Origin of the sequence: Pantoea sp. CTOTU50773 (assembly GCF_032082325.1) — a bacterium.
GTDB lineage: Bacteria > Pseudomonadota > Gammaproteobacteria > Enterobacterales > Enterobacteriaceae > Pantoea > Pantoea communis.
Map to the genome: position 1 here is coordinate 1 of NZ_DAMDQC010000052.1, position 15,602 is coordinate 15,602.

The window sequence follows — 15,602 nt, forward strand, 5'->3', positions numbered from 1 at the left end:
CCGGCATTACGCGCCAAACAATTTTCAGCGTTAGTAAAAGCTGAAGTCGATGAATTATTCCTTCAGCGAACGTTGCCGAATTATACCAAAAGTGAGGTGACGACTATGGTGCAAAACGCCGTTTCGTTGTTCCTCAGAGGTGCTGCTCACAACATCTGAATTCTGGCTGACAGAATGCAAATAAGCGCCACCACCACAATGGTGTCGATAACCAGCAGCATCAATAAGGGTTTGCGGCGCGCGCCCCAAACCCTGACCGCATAAAAACGGCTTTGTTTTATGCCTGATTGCCATAGATAAATTAACTCCACGAGATTGCGGATGGCGCGGATGAGCAAAAATACAATTGCCGCAAATCCGGCCATCATTCCACCAGGTCTCCGGTAAACCTTTCACTCGACACTAACGAACGTCTTGCACTCACCTCTCAGCCCCCGCATCACGATGTCACACCCTGAAACCTCTTCTTGACAGATTTATGCTAACTGATATTAACTAAACCGTACAGTTCATTTATGTCTTCTATCGGAGAGTATCAAGATGAGTCGTTTGTTCAGCCCGTTGTGTCGTAGCCTTGTATTAGCGGCCGCTTTTGCCGCTGTCGGTTGTTCCTCTACCAGCCCGGTGAAATATGCTGGTATCGCGTCAGCATCACGTATGTCGCCTAATACGTCTGACGACAGCGATCGCATTCCCTTCCGTTATGCCGCTCCCGTGGACTGGAGCAAATATCGCAGCATCAGCATTGAACCGGTCGACATTTACAGCGGCAATGATGCGCAATTCAATGACTTGTCTGTGGATGAACGTCGTCAACTGGCTGAATATATGCGTAAGAAGTTTGAGGACGTGCTAGCGGAAAAATTCATCACCAATCCCCCTGCTGGGGCGGCTCCTGCGCTCAAATTGAAACTGACCCTGACCGGCGCCGATACCACGCCGCAAGTGATTGGTACATTCACAAAGTTTGATTTAGCCGGCGGCCCTTACAATATCGTTCAGTCGGTACGTGGAGGGCGTGGCTTGATGAGTGGCTACGTTAATTTCGCCGTGGAGGTGAAAGATGCGGGATCGAATGAACTCTTACTGGCGTACCTAGCGGAACAATATCCAAATGCGATGAACGTGGGTGCGACTTTTGGTTCACTTAGCGCAGCAGAGACAGGAATTGATAAAGGGGCTGAGCAACTTTTAGAGAAGTTACGCCAGTAAATCAAACGGTAAAGGCTGCCAGCCTCTGTTCGGCATGCTGGCAGCATCCATGATCAGTGCGGATTATTTCTTCTTATTTAACATCGATTTTAAATCAGCAAAGGGATTGTAGGTTGCTGCTTCTACATCGTTCTGTGCATCTTCACCGGCCACCACTCGGGTGCCGTACATGTCAGCTTCGGTGTACTTAGAGTGCTCATGGTCGTGACAAAAGAGACACAACAACTCCCAGTTACTGCCATCTTCCGGGTTGTTAGTATGATCGTGATCGATATGATGCACGGTGAGTTCACGCAGATTGGAGTAAACAAATTCACGTGAGCAGCGTCCACAAACCCACGGATAGATTTTTAATGCTTTCTCACGGTAGCCGCTTTCCAGCCGCGCATAGTTTTTCGGGATTAGTGCCATTGCCAATGTTACCTGTTTCGCAGAGATATTCGGGTGTTAGTGCTGCCAATATAGCGCAAAACCCTCAGCAAGAAGAGTGCGCTGTTTCCGCTGTGTTGAATCAGTGAATCCTGGCGAACCTCGAACAAGCATGACTACAATTGCCGCTGGTGTACTGTAATCCGCTGCGGGCCAGGGAAAGTGGGTTGGGGCCGCATCAGGTATCATCATGGCAAGCGTTGTTCTGGTCCTGGGGTAAAAGGGTTTGGTAAGATAACTGCATTGTGAATAGCTGTATTTTATGACGTAAACGCTAATGCAATGTCCTGGCGATGTTCGTTATTCTAGCCCGGACCTAATCATGAAATTAAAAGGCATTTAAACTGAACTACCAGGTGATTTATGGACAATTTATCTGTTGAAGTATCTGCCGTTATTGAGCCCGAACATTTACAACCCATAGATGCTGGTCTGTCGGCCTTTAATATGGAGATAGCAGGTTACAATGACCATTCCCCTCTGTCTGTGGTTATCAGGTGCAATGACTCACAAAAAGTCCTGGGTGGAATACTTGGTCGCACCTATCTTGGGATGCTGTTCATCGATCTGGTGTATTTGCCCTCAGAACTGAGATCGAAAGGTTTAGGAGAAAAACTTCTTATACATGCTGAAGAAGAAGGCAGAAATCGAGGCTGTATTTCAGCTTTTCTCTATACCATTAGTTTTCAGGCTCCTGAGTTTTATAAAAAACACGGGTGGGAGGAGTTTGGCCGCATTGCCTGTCTACCGGAAGGCGCAAGTCGCATTTTCATGAAAAAAACGCTTTAGAAGCTTGGTACACATTCGCGACTGCTGATAAGTTGCTGTTACCTCTTTTGATAAGGAATATCGAATGCCTGAATATTGTTTTTATAAAAAAAGAAACCAGATCGTGGCGCTGCAAAAGTCAAACAATGTGAGAGCAACTCTGTTAACCCGTCAGGGATTCGAAAAACAGTTTGAAGAAGTCAGCGCGGCCCATGAAAAGGCAGCACTTTCACGTTTTAATGACATCCGTAAAGAAAAACGCATAGACCAGCACAATTTTCGGGCGGGGGCTATCACGATGCCATTCATTGGGATATTAACCGCTATCGCTAATCTTTTTTTCCGAAAAAAATAACCGGCGCTAATCTGGCTCAAACTTTCCATACATTTTAAGAACGCTCAATTAAGGAATTCCGTGTTAGCCAATATCCTTGTTGCTCTCGTCGCCGTGATTCATATCTACATTCTGGTGCTGGAGATGTTTCTGTGGGAGACGAAAACGGGCCGGAAAGCCTTCAAACTCAGCGTCGACTTTGCGCGCGAAACCCGTGTGCTGGCGGCCAATCAGGGCCTTTATAACGGTTTTCTGGCGGCGGGTTTACTCTGGGGGTTATGGCTGGGCGAGAACGGTGTGCCTGTCACTCTGTTTTTCCTCATCTGTGTGTTGATTGCCGGAATCTTCGGCGCGATGACCGCCAGTCGAAAAATTCTCTATGTGCAGGCCCTTCCCGCTCTGATTGCCTTGCTGGCATTACTCCTGCGCTGATAGGTCGATTCATCGGGATCTCAAACCTCGCCGTGATCAGCCTTCGCATTACAGGTATAATCCGGCCAGGTTTTAACGGATTTTAGAGACGAAGATGACAAAACTCACCTTACAAGAGCAGATGCTCAAAGCAGGATTAGTTTCCACCAAGAAAATGGCCAAAGTGCAGCGCACTGCCAAGAAGTCTCGTGTGCAGGCACGTGAAGCGCGTGAAGCGGTGGAAGAGAATAAAAAAGCGCAAATTGAGCGTGATAAGCAGCTAAGTGAGCAGCAGAAGCAAGCCACTTTGTCCAAAGAGTACAAAGCGCAGGTTAAGCAACTGATCGAAATGAACGCGATCACCGTTGCCAAAGGGACGGTTGATTTCAACTTCACCGATAACAACTTAATCAAAAAAATCGCCGTGGATAAAACCACGCAAACACAGTTGATCAACGGCCGTCTGGCAATTGCGCGCCTGGCTGCGGATAGCAGTGGCGAAAGCAAATACGCGATTATTCCCGCCAGCGTAGCCGATAAAATTGCGCAGCGTGATGCAGATAGCATTGTATTGAACAGTGCATTGAGTCAGGAAGAGCAGGATGAAGACGATCCGTACGCGGACTTCAAGGTGCCTGATGATTTGATGTGGTAATGAATGCCGCCCGTGTCAAAACGGGCTGGCATGACGCGCAGTGATGTTCTCCCCGCTAATGGGATGGACAAAATGCAATTCACTGGCGTGCAGCATCAGCCGGGGTGTTTTTTCCGTACCCGGCTGCAGTAACCCGCCATACAGATCACAGCCAAGAATCGGATGGCCCAATTGCTGGCAATGGATACGCAATTGATGGGTGCGGCCCGTCTCTGGCAATAGCTGCACCCGCGAAACCGGCAATATCACGCCATTATCCCCTTCACGAGTTAAGCGTTCTATTACCTGATAGCGCGAACGCGCAGGTTTCCCCGTCTCGGCACAAATCGACATCAACGGAAACAGCGCCGGGTCTTTTGCTATCGAGGCGTCAATCAACCCTTCATTATGGTTGAGATGTCCGCACAATAGCGCCGTGTAAATTTTAGTCACGCTGCGCTGGCTAAACTGCTGGCACAACAAGGCGTTGATCGCTTTGTTGCGCGCCACCACCATTAATCCGGATGTCCCGAAATCGAGGCGATGCACTAAGGTGCAGCCGGGGAATAACTTCACCAACCGGTGATGCACGGAATCCAGATTTTGCGGATTTTTACCTGAAAGGCTGAGCAGCCCCGTGGGTTTATCGATCAATACCAGATGCTCATCCTGATAGAGAATCGAAATCTCTTCAGAACACGGCGGAGCTATAAAAGTATCGATAATGGTGGACATCGGACTGCCAGGCTGGGAAGTGGGTGCGGATGATAACCAATTTTCAGCGAGCTGACGAATTTTGCTCTCTTCTCACAGGCTCACGCTCGCACAGCAGAAATTTATCGTCCAGACTTACAGCAAAGGCGTAGTCTGCGCAGGCAATGTGCTTTACACTGCGCGCTGCAAAAAACTGATTAGATTAACGATTAAGTAGGCGGTAATGGCGATGAACGGAACGATCACAACCTGGTTTGAAGACAAAGGTTTTGGATTTATCAAAGATGAAAACGGAGACAACCGTTATTTCCATGTGATTAAGGTCGCCAACCCTGATCTGATTAAAAAAGACGCGGCAGTGACGTTCGAACCGACCACCAATAACAAAGGTTTATCGGCCTTTTCGGTGAAAGTGATACCGGACAGCAAATACATCTTTATCGCCGGTGAGCGTCTGAAGCTCACATCGATTAAATCCTTCGTGGTTTACAGTGAAGAAGAGCCGGTTGATACCCGCATTGATAAAGAAAACACCGTTCTGTCGGTGGGCCTTCTGATGAACAACATCAAACCCAAGACAGACGTTAAGCCTGATGAAATGCGCTCAGTAAAAAAACTGGCGGTGACCACTTTCCAGGGGACGACGCTGATCTTTACTGAAGATGAGATCGACATTGATGCCGCAGTGAAAATGCTCAAAGTTTAAAGGGGAGCTGATAATGAATAACAATATTCCACTGAAGTATTATGACATTGCTGAAGAATACGCGTCGGAATCTGAACACGATGTGAGCGAAGCAGAACTCGATGCACTGGCGCACTACTTCCAGCTGTTACTGACTCGTCTTAGCAATAACGAAGAGATTAGCGAAGAGTCGCAGCAAGAGATGGCCCGTGAAGCGGGTATTCAAGCGGTGCGAATCGATGAGATTGCTAACTTTTTGAATGAGTGGGGCAACGAGTAAGCTTCACCCCTCCCGTCTGAAGGCGGCTTGCAGCCGCCTTATCATGTCAAAATCGACAACCCTGAAACTACAACTTATTCCCTTCCGGTGACTGCACCAGATCGTCCGCTTTCAACCCCTGCGGCGCGATAAAGATCTCCATATTTTCGCGTGACAGTTCCCAATGTTCGAACACCAGATCCACCACCTTCTGCTCATCTCGCGCTTCGATCGCGCTGATAAAGGCATCATGATGCTCGGCGGCTAGCTGCAGGCGGCGTTCCATATCTTCATTTTGCGGGCGGAAAAAGGTGTGGCCGATGCGGCAATGGTCGATCAGTAAACGGCCCAGGCTGGGCTGTAAATAGGGATTGGCTGCCATCTCGCCCATGATCTCATGGAAACGATTGTTCTCCAGTGCCAGCGCTTCGGCATCACGCGTCTGCACCGCTTTACGGAAGCGCTTTTGCGTCTCTTTCAGCGATTTCAGCTGGGAAGGTTTAAAATTCTGTACCGCCAGGCGACCGGTAGCGGCGTAGATCATCGGTGCGACGAGGAAGAAATTGCGCAGTGTGGAATGGCTCATCGGGATGACGCGCACGCCGCGTTTTTCGACGATTTCTAAGTAACCCTCTCCTGCCAGTCGCTGGAAAACTTCACGCACAGGCGTGCGAGATAAACCGTATTGTCCCGTCAGGCTGGCTTCATCCAGCAACTCGTCTGGGTCCAGTTCCATGGTCAAAATTAGGCGTTTTAAATCTTCGTATAACGCTGCTTTTCCCGATCTCAAAGTGACCTCCTGTGATGACATTCCGCATGCAATTCCTGCTTAACCTACAGAAAAAGTGTGTATACAGCAAAAATAATTATGGGATATTTTTTGCATTCTGCGGTGGATCACAGAAAAGGGAATGATGATATTACAAGGAGTTACAGCAGAAAAATACGAGTCGTCATCTGCAGAGAATTATCCTATTTCCAGGGTATACCCGCCATCCGTGGCGGGCATTAAACTTACTCAGCAGGCACATCAATCCAGATGGTTTTCAGCTCGGTGTACTGATCAAGTGCGTACACCGATTTATCGCGTCCACCAAAACCAGACTGTTTATAGCCACCAAATGGCGTGGTTGCATCACCTTCACCGAAACAGTTAACCGTCACCGTTCCCGCACGGACTGCACGTGATACGCGAATTGCACGGCTTAGTTTGCCAGTGTAAACCGATGCCGCCAGACCGTAATCAGTGTCATTTGCCAGTGCGATGGCTTCGGCTTCCGTTTTAAAGGTGGTGATACACAGCACTGGCCCAAAGATCTCCTCGCGGAACAGTGCGCTTTTCGGCGTCACGCCATCCACAATGGTCGGCTGCACGTAAATACCGCGATCGGTGAATCCGCCCTGAATGATGCGTAATCCTTCTTTGCGCGCGGTTTTCAGATAGTCACTGACTTTGCAGAAATGATCGGTGGTGATCATGGTACCCAGACGATTCTCTGGATCCAGCGGATTGCCCATACGCCATTCACCGATCTGCTCCGCGATCTGAGCGAGCAGTTTATCCTTCACACCTTCCTGCACCAGCAGTCGGGAAGTTGCAGAACAGTTTTCACCCATATTCCAGAATGCGCCGTTTAGCACATTGGCGGCAACGCTGGCCAGATCTTCGGCATCATCGAACACCAGCGCCGGGTTTTTCCCGCCGCATTCCAGCACAATCTTCTTCAGATTCGATTCCGCGGAATAGTGCAGGAAACGGCGTCCGGTCGCCGTTGAACCGGTGAAGCTCACCATATCAATATCAGGATGCAGGCCGATGGGTTCCCCCACCTCTTTCCCGGTACCGGTGACGATGTTGAGCACGCCGGCTGGAATACCCGCTTCATGCGCCAGTTCAGCCACGCGCAATGACGTTAGCGAAGTTTGCTCCGCCGGCTTCACAATCACCGAGCAGCCAGCAGCCAGCGCTGGGCCGATTTTCCACGCCAGCATCAGCAGCGGGAAATTCCATGGCAGCACGCAGCCCACCACACCAATCGGCTCACGAACGATCATCGCCATCGCCCCGTTGCCGGTCGGCGCGGTCTGGTCGTACAGCTTGTCGATGGCTTCCGCATGCCAGCGAATCACGTGAATCGTCTCTGGCACGTCCACTGCCAGGCATTCGCTAACCGGTTTGCCGCTGTCGAGACTTTCCATTACCGCCAGTTGCGTGACTTCGTTTTCCAGCAAGTCAGCCAGCTTGAGTAATACGGCTTTGCGCTCGCCGGGATGAAGCTGGCTCCAGCTGCCTGACTCAAACGCGCTACGTGCGCCCTGTACCGCCAGGTTCACATCCGCGCTTTCACAAGCAGCGATGTGCGTCAGAATCTCACCCGTCGCAGGATTGGTGGTTTCCAGTGTTTTGCCGGAGACCGCCGCAGTAAAACGTCCGTTAATGAACGCCTGATCCGGGAACCGCAGTTCTCGCGCCACGTTCACCACATCGCTCAGCGTTTGTACCTGTTTCATGCGCACTCCTTAAAGCACTGCAACGGCTGCCACATTGCGTTTCACACCGTCGATCACGGCCTGCAACTGCGCTTTCTCTTCTTCTTCCAGTGCCTGCAGCGGTGCGCGCACCGGGCCTGCTTTCAGGCCTGCCAGTTCAGAACCGTATTTAATCGACTGCACAAATTTGCCGCCATCAAGGAAGTTCATCAGTGGCATCATCGCAGCCATGATCTTACGTCCTTTATCGAAATCTTTTTCCACGACGCAGGCGTTGTACAACGCGACGTGCTCACGTGGAATGAAGTTAGAGCCCGCACACACCCAGCTACGCGCGCCCCAGGCGAAGAATTCCAGCGCCTGATCATCCCAACCACAAGAAAGCGCGATGTTCGGGAATTGACAGGCCAGCAGATGCAGATTGTTGAAGTCGCCTGAACTCTCTTTAATCGCCACCACATTTTTCGAACGGCTCACTTCGCGGAAGTAAGTTTCTCCCATGGAGATGCCCATACGGCCCGGATAGTTGTACAGCATGATCGGCAACTGAGCGGCCTTGTCGACGGTCAGCGCATGGTGGGCGTTTTCCAGTTCGGTTGGCAGCGCATACGGCGGTGACGTCACCAAAATGGCATCGGCTTTATGCTCACGAGCGTGGGTTGCAAAAGCCACCGCGTCTTCAGTGCGAATCGCGCCGGTACCCACAATCAGTGGCAGACGGTTGCCAATCACTTTACGTGCATGTTCAACCAGAGACAGACGCTCTTCTGCGCTTTGTGCATAATACTCACCGGTTGATCCACCGATGATAATGCCGTGCACGCGCGCTTCGATCAGCGATTCGAGGACGTTGGCGAACGCCGCGAAATCAATGCTGCCATCTGCTGCGTAAGGGGTAATTGCCGGGGTGTAGATACCTTCAAATGTCATCACGAAATCTCCAGGTGAATTCAGGACCAAATGCAACGCCGTATGGTTGCGTTTGTTAACAATTTGCATATCGCATGAAGAGAGGTCAATCGGGATAAGTTTTTTGTATACGTGAAAAATACAAAGGAAATACTATCAGATGGAACATTCCTACCAGGAATTAAATTATATTCACTATTAATCAACAATTTAAATTATTTTTAGTGACGTAATAATTTTCTAAATGAATTCAGATAACGATCACATTCCACAACTATCGTCCCCTTTGACGTATTTACACTGTGCGTCAGGCGGCATAGTTTTATGCTGGTTTTAGCCTGAATTTAACAGGTAAGCTTGCACCGGCATTTCAGGTGAACATTGTGTAGAAGAGGTAGCGGGTGATGCCCCAAATGAAAGCGACGCTCATAGGTTTGATTGCCATCCTGTTATGGAGCGCGATTGTTGGATTGATCAAAAGTGTTAGCGAAGGCTTCGGTCCGATCGCTGGGGCGGCGTTGATCTACAGCTGTAGTGCCATATTGCTGCTGTTCAGCGTGGGATTTCCCAACCTGAAAAAATTCCCCCGCCGTTATGTGATTATCGGCAGCGTGCTGTTTGTCTGCTACGAACTTTGCCTGTCGCTCTCACTCGGATTTACCCATAGCGGACGGCAAGCGATTGAAGTGGGCATGGTGAATTATCTATGGCCAAGTATGACGATTGTGCTGGCGGTGATTGTTACGCGGCAAAAAGTCAGCCCGCTGATTATTCCGGGCGTGATTTTAGCCGTGGCAGGAATATGTCGCGTACTGGGTGGCGATCAAGGGTTTTCGCTCAGTGAAATGACGAACAATATAATGGAAAACCCGTTAAGCTATGGTCTGGCATTTACCGGCGCAATCATTTGGGCCATTTATTGTGTGGTTACCAAAAGAATTGCCAACGGTAATAACGGTATTACGCTGTTCTTTGTTTTAACAGCATTAACATTATGGGTTAAATACCTCATTTCGCCGCAACCCGAATTTGCACCCTCTTTTAATACGTGGATTTCACTGGCGCTGGCGGCGATGGCGATGGGATTCGGTTACGCGGCGTGGAACGTCGGCATTTTGCATGGCAATGTAACGGTATTAGCCGCCGCGTCTTACTTTATCCCGATCATTTCGTCGATTTTAGCGGCCTTTATTCTCAGTTCGCACCTTACCCTGTCGTTTTGGCAAGGCACGGCGATGGTCAGTCTTGGGTCATTAGTCTGCTGGTGGTCAACACGTACCGTTGCCACCAAAAGTGTCAGCAGTAAGATTTCTGAATAATGCTTCGGGAGGCATGGTCGCCTCCCGCAAAAAAGCCACATCAAAATGATAAAGCTCTCAGTTGTATTTATCCGACTATCCTGCACCGGAGGAAATGATATATGAAACAATCCCGCTAGCGTTATCGATGCACTTCTTTTTTAATTTCTGTTCTGAATAACATTTTAATCACCGCTACAGGTTTATATTTATCTGGCGTCCTGATGATGTTAAGCACCCATCGCAGATTGTGCTTAATTCAGTCGCATTGGCGTAGTGAAGTTCCCTCACGCCGAAAAGAAACAGGAGTAAAACATGTCAAATAACATGTCTATTGAAGATGTTCCTATCAGCCGTTTCCACCGCTTATTAACGGTGCGCTCAGGCGGCGGCTCTTTCGTCGATGGCTATGTGCTCAGTATTATTGGTATAGCCATGACGAAAGTGTCGCCGGCCTTGGGTCTCAGCCCATTATGGGAAGGTCTGATTGCGGCTTCTGCCCTGATCGGGATTTTCTTTGGTGGCTTCATGGGTGGCGTACTGACCGATCGCCTGGGTCGCCGCATGATCTACTTCGTCGGCCCCACCCTCTTTATTGTCTGTTCGCTGGCGCAGTTTTGGGTACAAAGCGGAGAAACGCTCTTTGCCTTACGCTTTATGACGGGCGTCGCCGTGGGTATTGAATACCCGGTTGCTACCGCTTTTCTGGTTGAGTTTATGCCGAAGAAGTCGCGCGGCCCATGCCTCGCCACGCTCACCATTCTGTGGTTTGCCGGGGCGGCCACCGCGTATCTGGTGGGTGAAGCTTTGCTGAATTTTGGCGGTGTAGAAGCATGGCGTTATACGTTGGCGAGCACGGCAGTCATCGGCGCGCTGCTCTTCATTGTCAGAATGGGCACACCTGAATCACCGCGCTGGCTGATTAGCAAAGGACGACATCAGGAAGCAGAAGCCGTTATCCGCCGCGTCTATGGCGACCGCTTTAGTCTAAAGAACCTGCCCCCACAACCTGAAAACAATCACCTGTCATTCGGTAGCTTGCTGCATTCTGGCTATGGCAAACGCATGGCGTTTGTGACCATTTTCTGGACCTGCTCGGTTATTCCGGTGTTCGCCGTTTACGCCTTTGCACCCAAAGTTTTGCAGGCGCTACATCTCAGTGGTGACTGGGCATCTTACGGTTCCATCGCCATTACCTTGCTGTTCGTGGTGGGCTGCATGATCGGCACGCGTTTGGTGAACTCACTGGGACGCCGTAAGTTGTTGTTGCACAGTTTCTTGTGGTCAGGTCTGGCACTGCTGTTACTCGGTGCCTTGCGTGATGGCCCTTCAATGATCATCCTGCTGATGTTTGGTGCTTACGCCCTGTTTATCGGCGGCGCGCAGGTGCTGCAGCTGGTCTATCCAAATGAGATCTTCCCGACTGAAATTCGCGCCGGAGCCGTCGGCATTGGCACCTCCATGTCGCGCATTGGCGCGGCGGTTGGGACATATCTGGTACCGATCTCACTGCAAACCATCGGCATTGGTCCCACCATGTACATTGCTGCAGGCATTACGTTTATCGGCCTGATCGTGTCGTGGTTCCTGGCACCAGAAACCGCATCGCGCAATCTGGATGATGCGGCCTCACTGGAGGGAGAAAGCCCAGCGCCATCCGTTTCTGGCAAACTCTCTAAGCATTCGCACTAAGTAAAAAGGGGCCATTTCGGCCCCTACTCCTTAACCAATCTCTCCACCACACGCCGCCGTTTACGAAACGAGCTGGGCGTTTCGCCATACTGCTTACGGAACCAGGCAATCAAATGTGAAGCATCGGCAAATCCTGTCGCAGTGGCAATCGCATTGATGCTGTTGCTGGAGTCCGCCATCAACTTGCGCGCCAGCTCCAGCCGCATACGCCGCCAGTAGACAGCCGCCGAGTAGCCGGTGCATTTGGTGAAAATCAAATTGAGCTGGCGGAAAGTGACGCCTGCGAATTCGGCTACATCGGCCAGCGGAACCGGCGAATCGAGGTGATGTTTCATAAATTCGATGACCTTATTCACCAGCTCGTTTTCATACACATCCGGCTCGTTAAGCGTGTTCTTTTGCTGTGTCTTTTTGACCGGTGCAGCGGGCTCTTCCACCAGCAAATACTTTAAGACCTTCTGTGAACGCACCAGCCCACAATGCTGGCGGATCAGATCGGCAGCGAGATCGATCGCCGTGCCGCCGGGGCAGGAAATAATGCCACCATCCTTGATGTAGGTCTTGTCGATGACCGGGATCGCTTTCGGAAATCGCAGGCGAAATTCATCACGCGTGGTGAAATGAATGGCGCAATGCCGTCCATCCAGCAGGCCTGCGTTGCCAGCGACAAAGGCGCCGCTACATAGCGTGATGATGGGAATATTACGCGCATGTAAGTCGCGAAGTGCCTGTAACAGCCACGGTGGCGACTGGCGTGTTTCTTCCAGTAAGCCTCCCGCCACCACAAAGTAATCCCAGTTCTTGCTGAAATCGAGGTCAGCCGTAGGCGAAACCGGTAGTCCGCAGCTGGCTGTGATTGGCTGGTTATCACAAGTCATCCATTCCCAGCGACAAAAGATCTGGCGACTGGTAAACGATTCGTCTGCCGCAAAACGCAGTGACTCTACCAGCCCCGCGACGGAGGCCAGGGTAAAACTTTTCATCAGCAAAAAGCCGATGGTGAGATCCGGTTTCGGTTCGCCAGGTTGCTCGGCGAAAGCTGTTTGCGGCATGTTATTCAGGTTCCTGCAATCCACCCAGTTTGCTTAATAAGCGCTTCAGATCGGCGATATCCTGGCTGTCGAGGCCGGTGGTGATCATCTTCTCCGCGCTTTTTGCCTGCTCAATCATACGATTCAGCATCACTTCCCCTTCTGCGGTCATCGACACCAGTTTACGACGACGGTTGTTCACATCTGTCACTACATTCAGCAAACCGCTTTTATTCATTCGATCAATAACATAGGTGCCGGTGGCTTTATCAAACCCGGCACGCTGACCCAGCGTTTGCTGATCGCAGGCTGACTCCTCAGCCAATACCACCAGAATCGCGTACTGCACGGCTGACAGGCCGGTATCCACAGATTGAGACCAACAAAAAGTCGAGTGTTGTCCGGCACGCCGTACAAGGTGCATTAACGAACAATCGCCGTGCGGCCACAAGGGGGCGGCAAGAATTAAGTCAGGATTTTGTGACATCGGTGCACTTGACTCCTTAAATCGTCAAACTTATAGTTCGAACACAAACAGTTTGAACTTAAACTATACTGCAAAATGGATCACTTATGAAGCTTGTTGTAGGTATGACCGGCGCAACAGGTGCAGCAATCGGCGTACGCGTGCTGTCTGCGTTGCGTGAACTTGAAGTCGAAACCCATTTAGTCATCTCCAAATGGGCGCGCGCCACCATCCAAATGGAAACATCTTACAGTGTACAGGAGGTCGCTGCCCTCGCGACCAGGACTTACAGCGAACACGATCAAGCGGCGGCCATCTCCAGCGGATCATTTCGCGTGGATGGCATGATCGTGGTGCCGTGCAGCATGAAAACCCTGGCGGGTATCCGCAGCGGTTATGGCGATGGACTGATTACGCGCTCTGCTGACGTGACGCTCAAGGAGCAACGCAAGCTGGTGCTGGTGCCTCGCGAAGCGCCGCTCAACGCCATACACCTGGAAAACATGCTGGCGCTCACCCGCGCGGGCGCGTTGATGCTCCCGCCAATGCCTCCTTTCTACAACAACCCGCAGTCCGTTGACGACATCATTAACCACACTGTTTCTCGCATTCTTGATCAGTTCGGCCTTGATAACGACATTACCCATCGCTGGACGGGTCCACGTTCTACCCTGGCTTAAGGAGAGCCTGATGAAATATTACGGCGATTTACGCAGCTTTATCACTGCCCTCGATGAAATGGGCGACATCATGCATGTGCAGCGTGAAGTGGATGGTGATTTCGAACCCAGCGCCATCACGCGCCGCAGCTATGAAATCCAGTCACCTGCGCCGCTGTTTCACAAGGTCGCCGGTGTCGCGCCGGGCTTTCGTCTGTTTGGTGCGCCTGCGGCATTATCGTCGCGCAGCGATATGCCCTACTCACGCGTCGCGATGTCACTGGGCTTAGCCCCTGAGTCCAGCGGCCCGGAGATTATCGAAGCTCTGTCCGCTGCCCGCTTTAAACCCGGTATTCCGCCTGTCCGCGTTGAGTCTGCTCAGGCAGAATGCCAGCAGAATATATTACGTGGCGATGCGGCGAATCTTGACCGCTTCCCTATCCCGTTCGCTCATGACAAAGATGGTGGTCGTTACGCCAACACCTGGGGCACGCTGATTGTGAAAACCCCGGATGGAAAATGGGTCAACTGGTCTATTGCCCGCGTGATGAAGGTGGATGGCAAGCGCATGGTTGGTCTGATTGTACCAAGTCAGCATATTGGTCAGATCTGGACGCAGTGGGTAGCTCGCGGTGAGCCGATGCCTTATGCACTCGTGCAAGGTCCTGCGCCAGCGATCTCATGTGTGTCAGGGATTCCGATCCCAGCCCACGCGGATGAAGCCGATTACATCGGCACTTTGGCGGGAGAGCCAGTGCCGGTAGTGAAAGCCATTAGTCTCGATCTTGATGTGCCCGCAACGGCTGAAATTGTGATTGAAGGCCATGTCTCGATTGAGCGCGATTGTCAGGAAGGTCCCTACGGCGAGTACGGCGGCTATCTGGGCGAAGGCTCTTCGGCTCAGCCCACTTTCCACGTGGAAACCATTACCCATCGCGACGATCCGATCTGGCCGATGTCGATCACCGGTCGCCCCACCGATGAATCGCACACCTTGTGGGCAATGGGCTTAGCGGCGGATGCACTGACTTATCTGCGTGAAGCGGAATTGCCGATCAAAACCACCTGGATTCCGGAAGATTCCACCGTGCACTGGTTGCTGGTGGTGATGCCAGAAAACTGGCGCGAGCTGCTGCCGGGTGTCAGCAGTGAAGAGTTGACCCAACGCATTGGTGAAGTGCTGTTCAAAACCGATGCGATGGTATTTATCCCGAAAGTCTATGTCGTGGATGATGACTTTGATCCCACCAACCTGCGTGAAGTGGTTTGGGCATTGTCAACGCGCGTGCACCCGGTAGGCCGTCGTGCGGTGTTTGAGGATCAATGTGTCATTCGCCTGCCACAATGCTACGACGAGGCAGAATACGTTGCCGGGAAAGGCGTCAAAGTCGTGTTTGACACCTTACAGACTAAGCGCCATTTGCATGCTTCGTTCGCGCAAGGCTATCCGGAAGAAGTACGTCAGCGCATTCTGGATAACTGGCCGGAATAAATAATACACACCAACCGTAGCGGCCACATTTATTGCGCATCTTCCAGTGCCACCCTGGCTTTGAATACGCGTGATAAATCACGCCGCTACGGTGCTCAACGCCTCTTCTACTCATGAAA

At 51.2% G+C, this 15,602-nt stretch carries 20 protein-coding genes; 12 read left to right on the forward strand and 8 right to left on the reverse strand.

Annotated features, from left to right (window positions below; all coding sequences use genetic code 11):
- Window positions 1-159: TetR/AcrR family transcriptional regulator C-terminal domain-containing protein (locus RT340_RS10490; protein ID WP_313375848.1), on the forward strand; the 159-nt coding region annotated here is incomplete at its 5' end.
- On the opposite strand, the gene RT340_RS10495 is transcribed toward RT340_RS10490, so the two are convergent.
- Window positions 147-368: a hypothetical protein gene (locus RT340_RS10495; RefSeq protein ID WP_313375796.1), complete on the reverse strand. Its 222-nt coding sequence runs from the start codon at window positions 366-368 to the stop codon at window positions 147-149. The two genes, RT340_RS10490 and RT340_RS10495, sit on opposite strands and share 13 nt — an antisense overlap.
- 172 nt (window positions 369-540) lie before the next feature.
- On the opposite strand from RT340_RS10495, the gene RT340_RS10500 reads away from it, so the two are divergent.
- Window positions 541-1,212, forward strand: coding sequence for a DUF3313 domain-containing protein (locus RT340_RS10500; RefSeq protein WP_313375798.1), 672 nt, complete (start codon window positions 541-543; stop codon window positions 1,210-1,212).
- 63 nt (window positions 1,213-1,275) lie between these two features.
- On the opposite strand, the gene yajD is transcribed toward RT340_RS10500, so the two are convergent.
- On the reverse strand, window positions 1,276-1,623 hold the full coding sequence (yajD, locus tag RT340_RS10505) for an HNH nuclease YajD (protein ID WP_034824111.1): 348 nt from the start codon (window positions 1,621-1,623) through the stop codon (window positions 1,276-1,278).
- Between the two features lie 381 nt (window positions 1,624-2,004).
- Here yajD and RT340_RS10510 point away from each other — a divergent pair, with 381 nt between their 5' ends.
- The 4 genes from RT340_RS10510 to RT340_RS10525 all read left to right on the forward strand — a co-directional run bounded on the left by RT340_RS10510 (window position 2,005) and on the right by RT340_RS10525 (window position 3,809).
- On the forward strand, window positions 2,005-2,430 hold the full coding sequence (locus RT340_RS10510; protein ID WP_313375801.1) for a GNAT family N-acetyltransferase: 426 nt from the start codon (window positions 2,005-2,007) through the stop codon (window positions 2,428-2,430).
- Window positions 2,431-2,494: 64 nt separating this feature from the next.
- On the forward strand, window positions 2,495-2,764 hold the full coding sequence (locus RT340_RS10515; protein ID WP_313375803.1) for a hypothetical protein: 270 nt from the start codon (window positions 2,495-2,497) through the stop codon (window positions 2,762-2,764).
- Window positions 2,765-2,824: 60 nt separating this feature from the next.
- A complete protein-coding gene (locus tag RT340_RS10520; RefSeq protein ID WP_045815627.1) occupies window positions 2,825-3,175 on the forward strand; it encodes a DUF1304 domain-containing protein in 351 nt (116 codons plus the stop codon).
- A 94-nt stretch (window positions 3,176-3,269) separates the two neighbouring features.
- A complete protein-coding gene (locus RT340_RS10525) occupies window positions 3,270-3,809 on the forward strand; it encodes a DUF2058 domain-containing protein (RefSeq protein WP_313375808.1) in 540 nt (179 codons plus the stop codon).
- A gap of 15 nt (window positions 3,810-3,824) precedes the next feature.
- Here the strand turns inward: RT340_RS10525 and RT340_RS10530 are convergent, their stop codons facing one another.
- Window positions 3,825-4,523 carry an RluA family pseudouridine synthase gene (locus tag RT340_RS10530; protein ID WP_283215706.1) on the reverse strand — a complete coding sequence of 233 codons (699 nt, stop codon included), beginning with the start codon at window positions 4,521-4,523 and terminating at the stop codon, window positions 3,825-3,827.
- Between the two features lie 202 nt (window positions 4,524-4,725).
- On the opposite strand from RT340_RS10530, the gene RT340_RS10535 reads away from it, so the two are divergent.
- Entirely contained in the window at window positions 4,726-5,208 is a 483-nt protein-coding gene (locus RT340_RS10535; protein WP_064511353.1) for a cold-shock protein, read from the forward strand.
- Between the two features lie 13 nt (window positions 5,209-5,221).
- Window positions 5,222-5,467 carry a DUF2543 family protein gene (locus tag RT340_RS10540; protein ID WP_058960931.1) on the forward strand — a complete coding sequence of 82 codons (246 nt, stop codon included), beginning with the start codon at window positions 5,222-5,224 and terminating at the stop codon, window positions 5,465-5,467.
- Between the two features lie 67 nt (window positions 5,468-5,534).
- Here RT340_RS10540 and RT340_RS10545 read toward each other — a convergent pair whose 3' ends face one another.
- From RT340_RS10545 to RT340_RS10555, 3 genes are all read right to left on the reverse strand, one after another.
- Window positions 5,535-6,257: a GntR family transcriptional regulator gene (locus tag RT340_RS10545; RefSeq protein ID WP_255353430.1), complete on the reverse strand. Its 723-nt coding sequence runs from the start codon at window positions 6,255-6,257 to the stop codon at window positions 5,535-5,537.
- Between the two features lie 203 nt (window positions 6,258-6,460).
- Window positions 6,461-7,957: an aldehyde dehydrogenase gene (locus RT340_RS10550; RefSeq protein ID WP_313375816.1), complete on the reverse strand. Its 1,497-nt coding sequence runs from the start codon at window positions 7,955-7,957 to the stop codon at window positions 6,461-6,463.
- A 9-nt stretch (window positions 7,958-7,966) separates the two neighbouring features.
- Window positions 7,967-8,866 (reverse strand): dihydrodipicolinate synthase family protein, encoded by a 900-nt coding sequence (locus RT340_RS10555; protein ID WP_097119095.1) that lies wholly within the window; start codon window positions 8,864-8,866, stop codon window positions 7,967-7,969.
- Between the two features lie 383 nt (window positions 8,867-9,249).
- Between RT340_RS10555 and yddG the strand changes: the two genes are divergently transcribed.
- Together yddG and RT340_RS10565 are read left to right on the forward strand one after the other, a co-directional pair.
- The gene (gene yddG, locus RT340_RS10560) at window positions 9,250-10,164 is read left to right on the forward strand and encodes an aromatic amino acid DMT transporter YddG (protein ID WP_313375818.1); all 915 of its coding nucleotides are present in this window, start codon (window positions 9,250-9,252) and stop codon (window positions 10,162-10,164) included.
- Window positions 10,165-10,458: 294 nt separating this feature from the next.
- On the forward strand, window positions 10,459-11,835 hold the full coding sequence (locus RT340_RS10565) for an MFS transporter (protein ID WP_283215702.1): 1,377 nt from the start codon (window positions 10,459-10,461) through the stop codon (window positions 11,833-11,835).
- Window positions 11,836-11,858: 23 nt separating this feature from the next.
- On the opposite strand, the gene RT340_RS10570 is transcribed toward RT340_RS10565, so the two are convergent.
- Together RT340_RS10570 and RT340_RS10575 are read right to left on the reverse strand one after the other, a co-directional pair.
- Complete coding sequence (locus tag RT340_RS10570) at window positions 11,859-12,887, reverse strand: GlxA family transcriptional regulator (RefSeq protein ID WP_097119092.1); 1,029 nt, start codon at window positions 12,885-12,887, stop codon at window positions 11,859-11,861.
- 1 nt (window position 12,888) lies between these two features.
- Window positions 12,889-13,353 carry a MarR family winged helix-turn-helix transcriptional regulator gene (locus RT340_RS10575; protein WP_097119091.1) on the reverse strand — a complete coding sequence of 155 codons (465 nt, stop codon included), beginning with the start codon at window positions 13,351-13,353 and terminating at the stop codon, window positions 12,889-12,891.
- Between the two features lie 86 nt (window positions 13,354-13,439).
- Here RT340_RS10575 and RT340_RS10580 point away from each other — a divergent pair, with 86 nt between their 5' ends.
- Together RT340_RS10580 and RT340_RS10585 are read left to right on the forward strand one after the other, a co-directional pair.
- Window positions 13,440-14,012, forward strand: a complete 573-nt coding sequence (locus tag RT340_RS10580) for a UbiX family flavin prenyltransferase (RefSeq protein WP_313375822.1) — start codon at window positions 13,440-13,442, stop codon at window positions 14,010-14,012.
- 10 nt (window positions 14,013-14,022) lie between these two features.
- A complete protein-coding gene (locus RT340_RS10585; RefSeq protein ID WP_313375824.1) occupies window positions 14,023-15,483 on the forward strand; it encodes a UbiD family decarboxylase in 1,461 nt (486 codons plus the stop codon).
- The last annotated feature ends 119 nt before the right edge of the window (window positions 15,484-15,602 follow it).

Excerpts from the sequence above, each read along its gene's own strand:
- RT340_RS10495 (WP_313375796.1), bottom strand. The coding sequence starts at position 368 with ATGATGGCCGGATTTGCGGCAATTGTATTTTTGCTCATCCGCGCCATC.
- RT340_RS10500 (WP_313375798.1), top strand. The coding sequence starts at position 541 with ATGAGTCGTTTGTTCAGCCCGTTGTGTCGTAGCCTTGTATTAGCGGCC.
- yajD (WP_034824111.1), bottom strand. The coding sequence starts at position 1,623 with ATGGCACTAATCCCGAAAAACTATGCGCGGCTGGAAAGCGGCTACCGT.
- RT340_RS10510 (WP_313375801.1), top strand. The coding sequence starts at position 2,005 with ATGGACAATTTATCTGTTGAAGTATCTGCCGTTATTGAGCCCGAACAT.
- RT340_RS10515 (WP_313375803.1), top strand. The coding sequence starts at position 2,495 with ATGCCTGAATATTGTTTTTATAAAAAAAGAAACCAGATCGTGGCGCTG.
- RT340_RS10525 (WP_313375808.1), top strand. The coding sequence starts at position 3,270 with ATGACAAAACTCACCTTACAAGAGCAGATGCTCAAAGCAGGATTAGTT.
- RT340_RS10530 (WP_283215706.1), bottom strand. The coding sequence starts at position 4,523 with ATGTCCACCATTATCGATACTTTTATAGCTCCGCCGTGTTCTGAAGAG.
- RT340_RS10535 (WP_064511353.1), top strand. The coding sequence starts at position 4,726 with ATGGCGATGAACGGAACGATCACAACCTGGTTTGAAGACAAAGGTTTT.
- RT340_RS10540 (WP_058960931.1), top strand. The coding sequence starts at position 5,222 with ATGAATAACAATATTCCACTGAAGTATTATGACATTGCTGAAGAATAC.
- RT340_RS10545 (WP_255353430.1), bottom strand. The coding sequence starts at position 6,257 with ATGTCATCACAGGAGGTCACTTTGAGATCGGGAAAAGCAGCGTTATAC.
- RT340_RS10550 (WP_313375816.1), bottom strand. The coding sequence starts at position 7,957 with ATGAAACAGGTACAAACGCTGAGCGATGTGGTGAACGTGGCGCGAGAA.
- RT340_RS10555 (WP_097119095.1), bottom strand. The coding sequence starts at position 8,866 with ATGACATTTGAAGGTATCTACACCCCGGCAATTACCCCTTACGCAGCA.
- yddG (WP_313375818.1), top strand. The coding sequence starts at position 9,250 with ATGCCCCAAATGAAAGCGACGCTCATAGGTTTGATTGCCATCCTGTTA.
- RT340_RS10565 (WP_283215702.1), top strand. The coding sequence starts at position 10,459 with ATGTCAAATAACATGTCTATTGAAGATGTTCCTATCAGCCGTTTCCAC.
- RT340_RS10570 (WP_097119092.1), bottom strand. The coding sequence starts at position 12,887 with ATGCCGCAAACAGCTTTCGCCGAGCAACCTGGCGAACCGAAACCGGAT.
- RT340_RS10575 (WP_097119091.1), bottom strand. The coding sequence starts at position 13,353 with ATGTCACAAAATCCTGACTTAATTCTTGCCGCCCCCTTGTGGCCGCAC.
- RT340_RS10580 (WP_313375822.1), top strand. The coding sequence starts at position 13,440 with ATGAAGCTTGTTGTAGGTATGACCGGCGCAACAGGTGCAGCAATCGGC.
- RT340_RS10585 (WP_313375824.1), top strand. The coding sequence starts at position 14,023 with ATGAAATATTACGGCGATTTACGCAGCTTTATCACTGCCCTCGATGAA.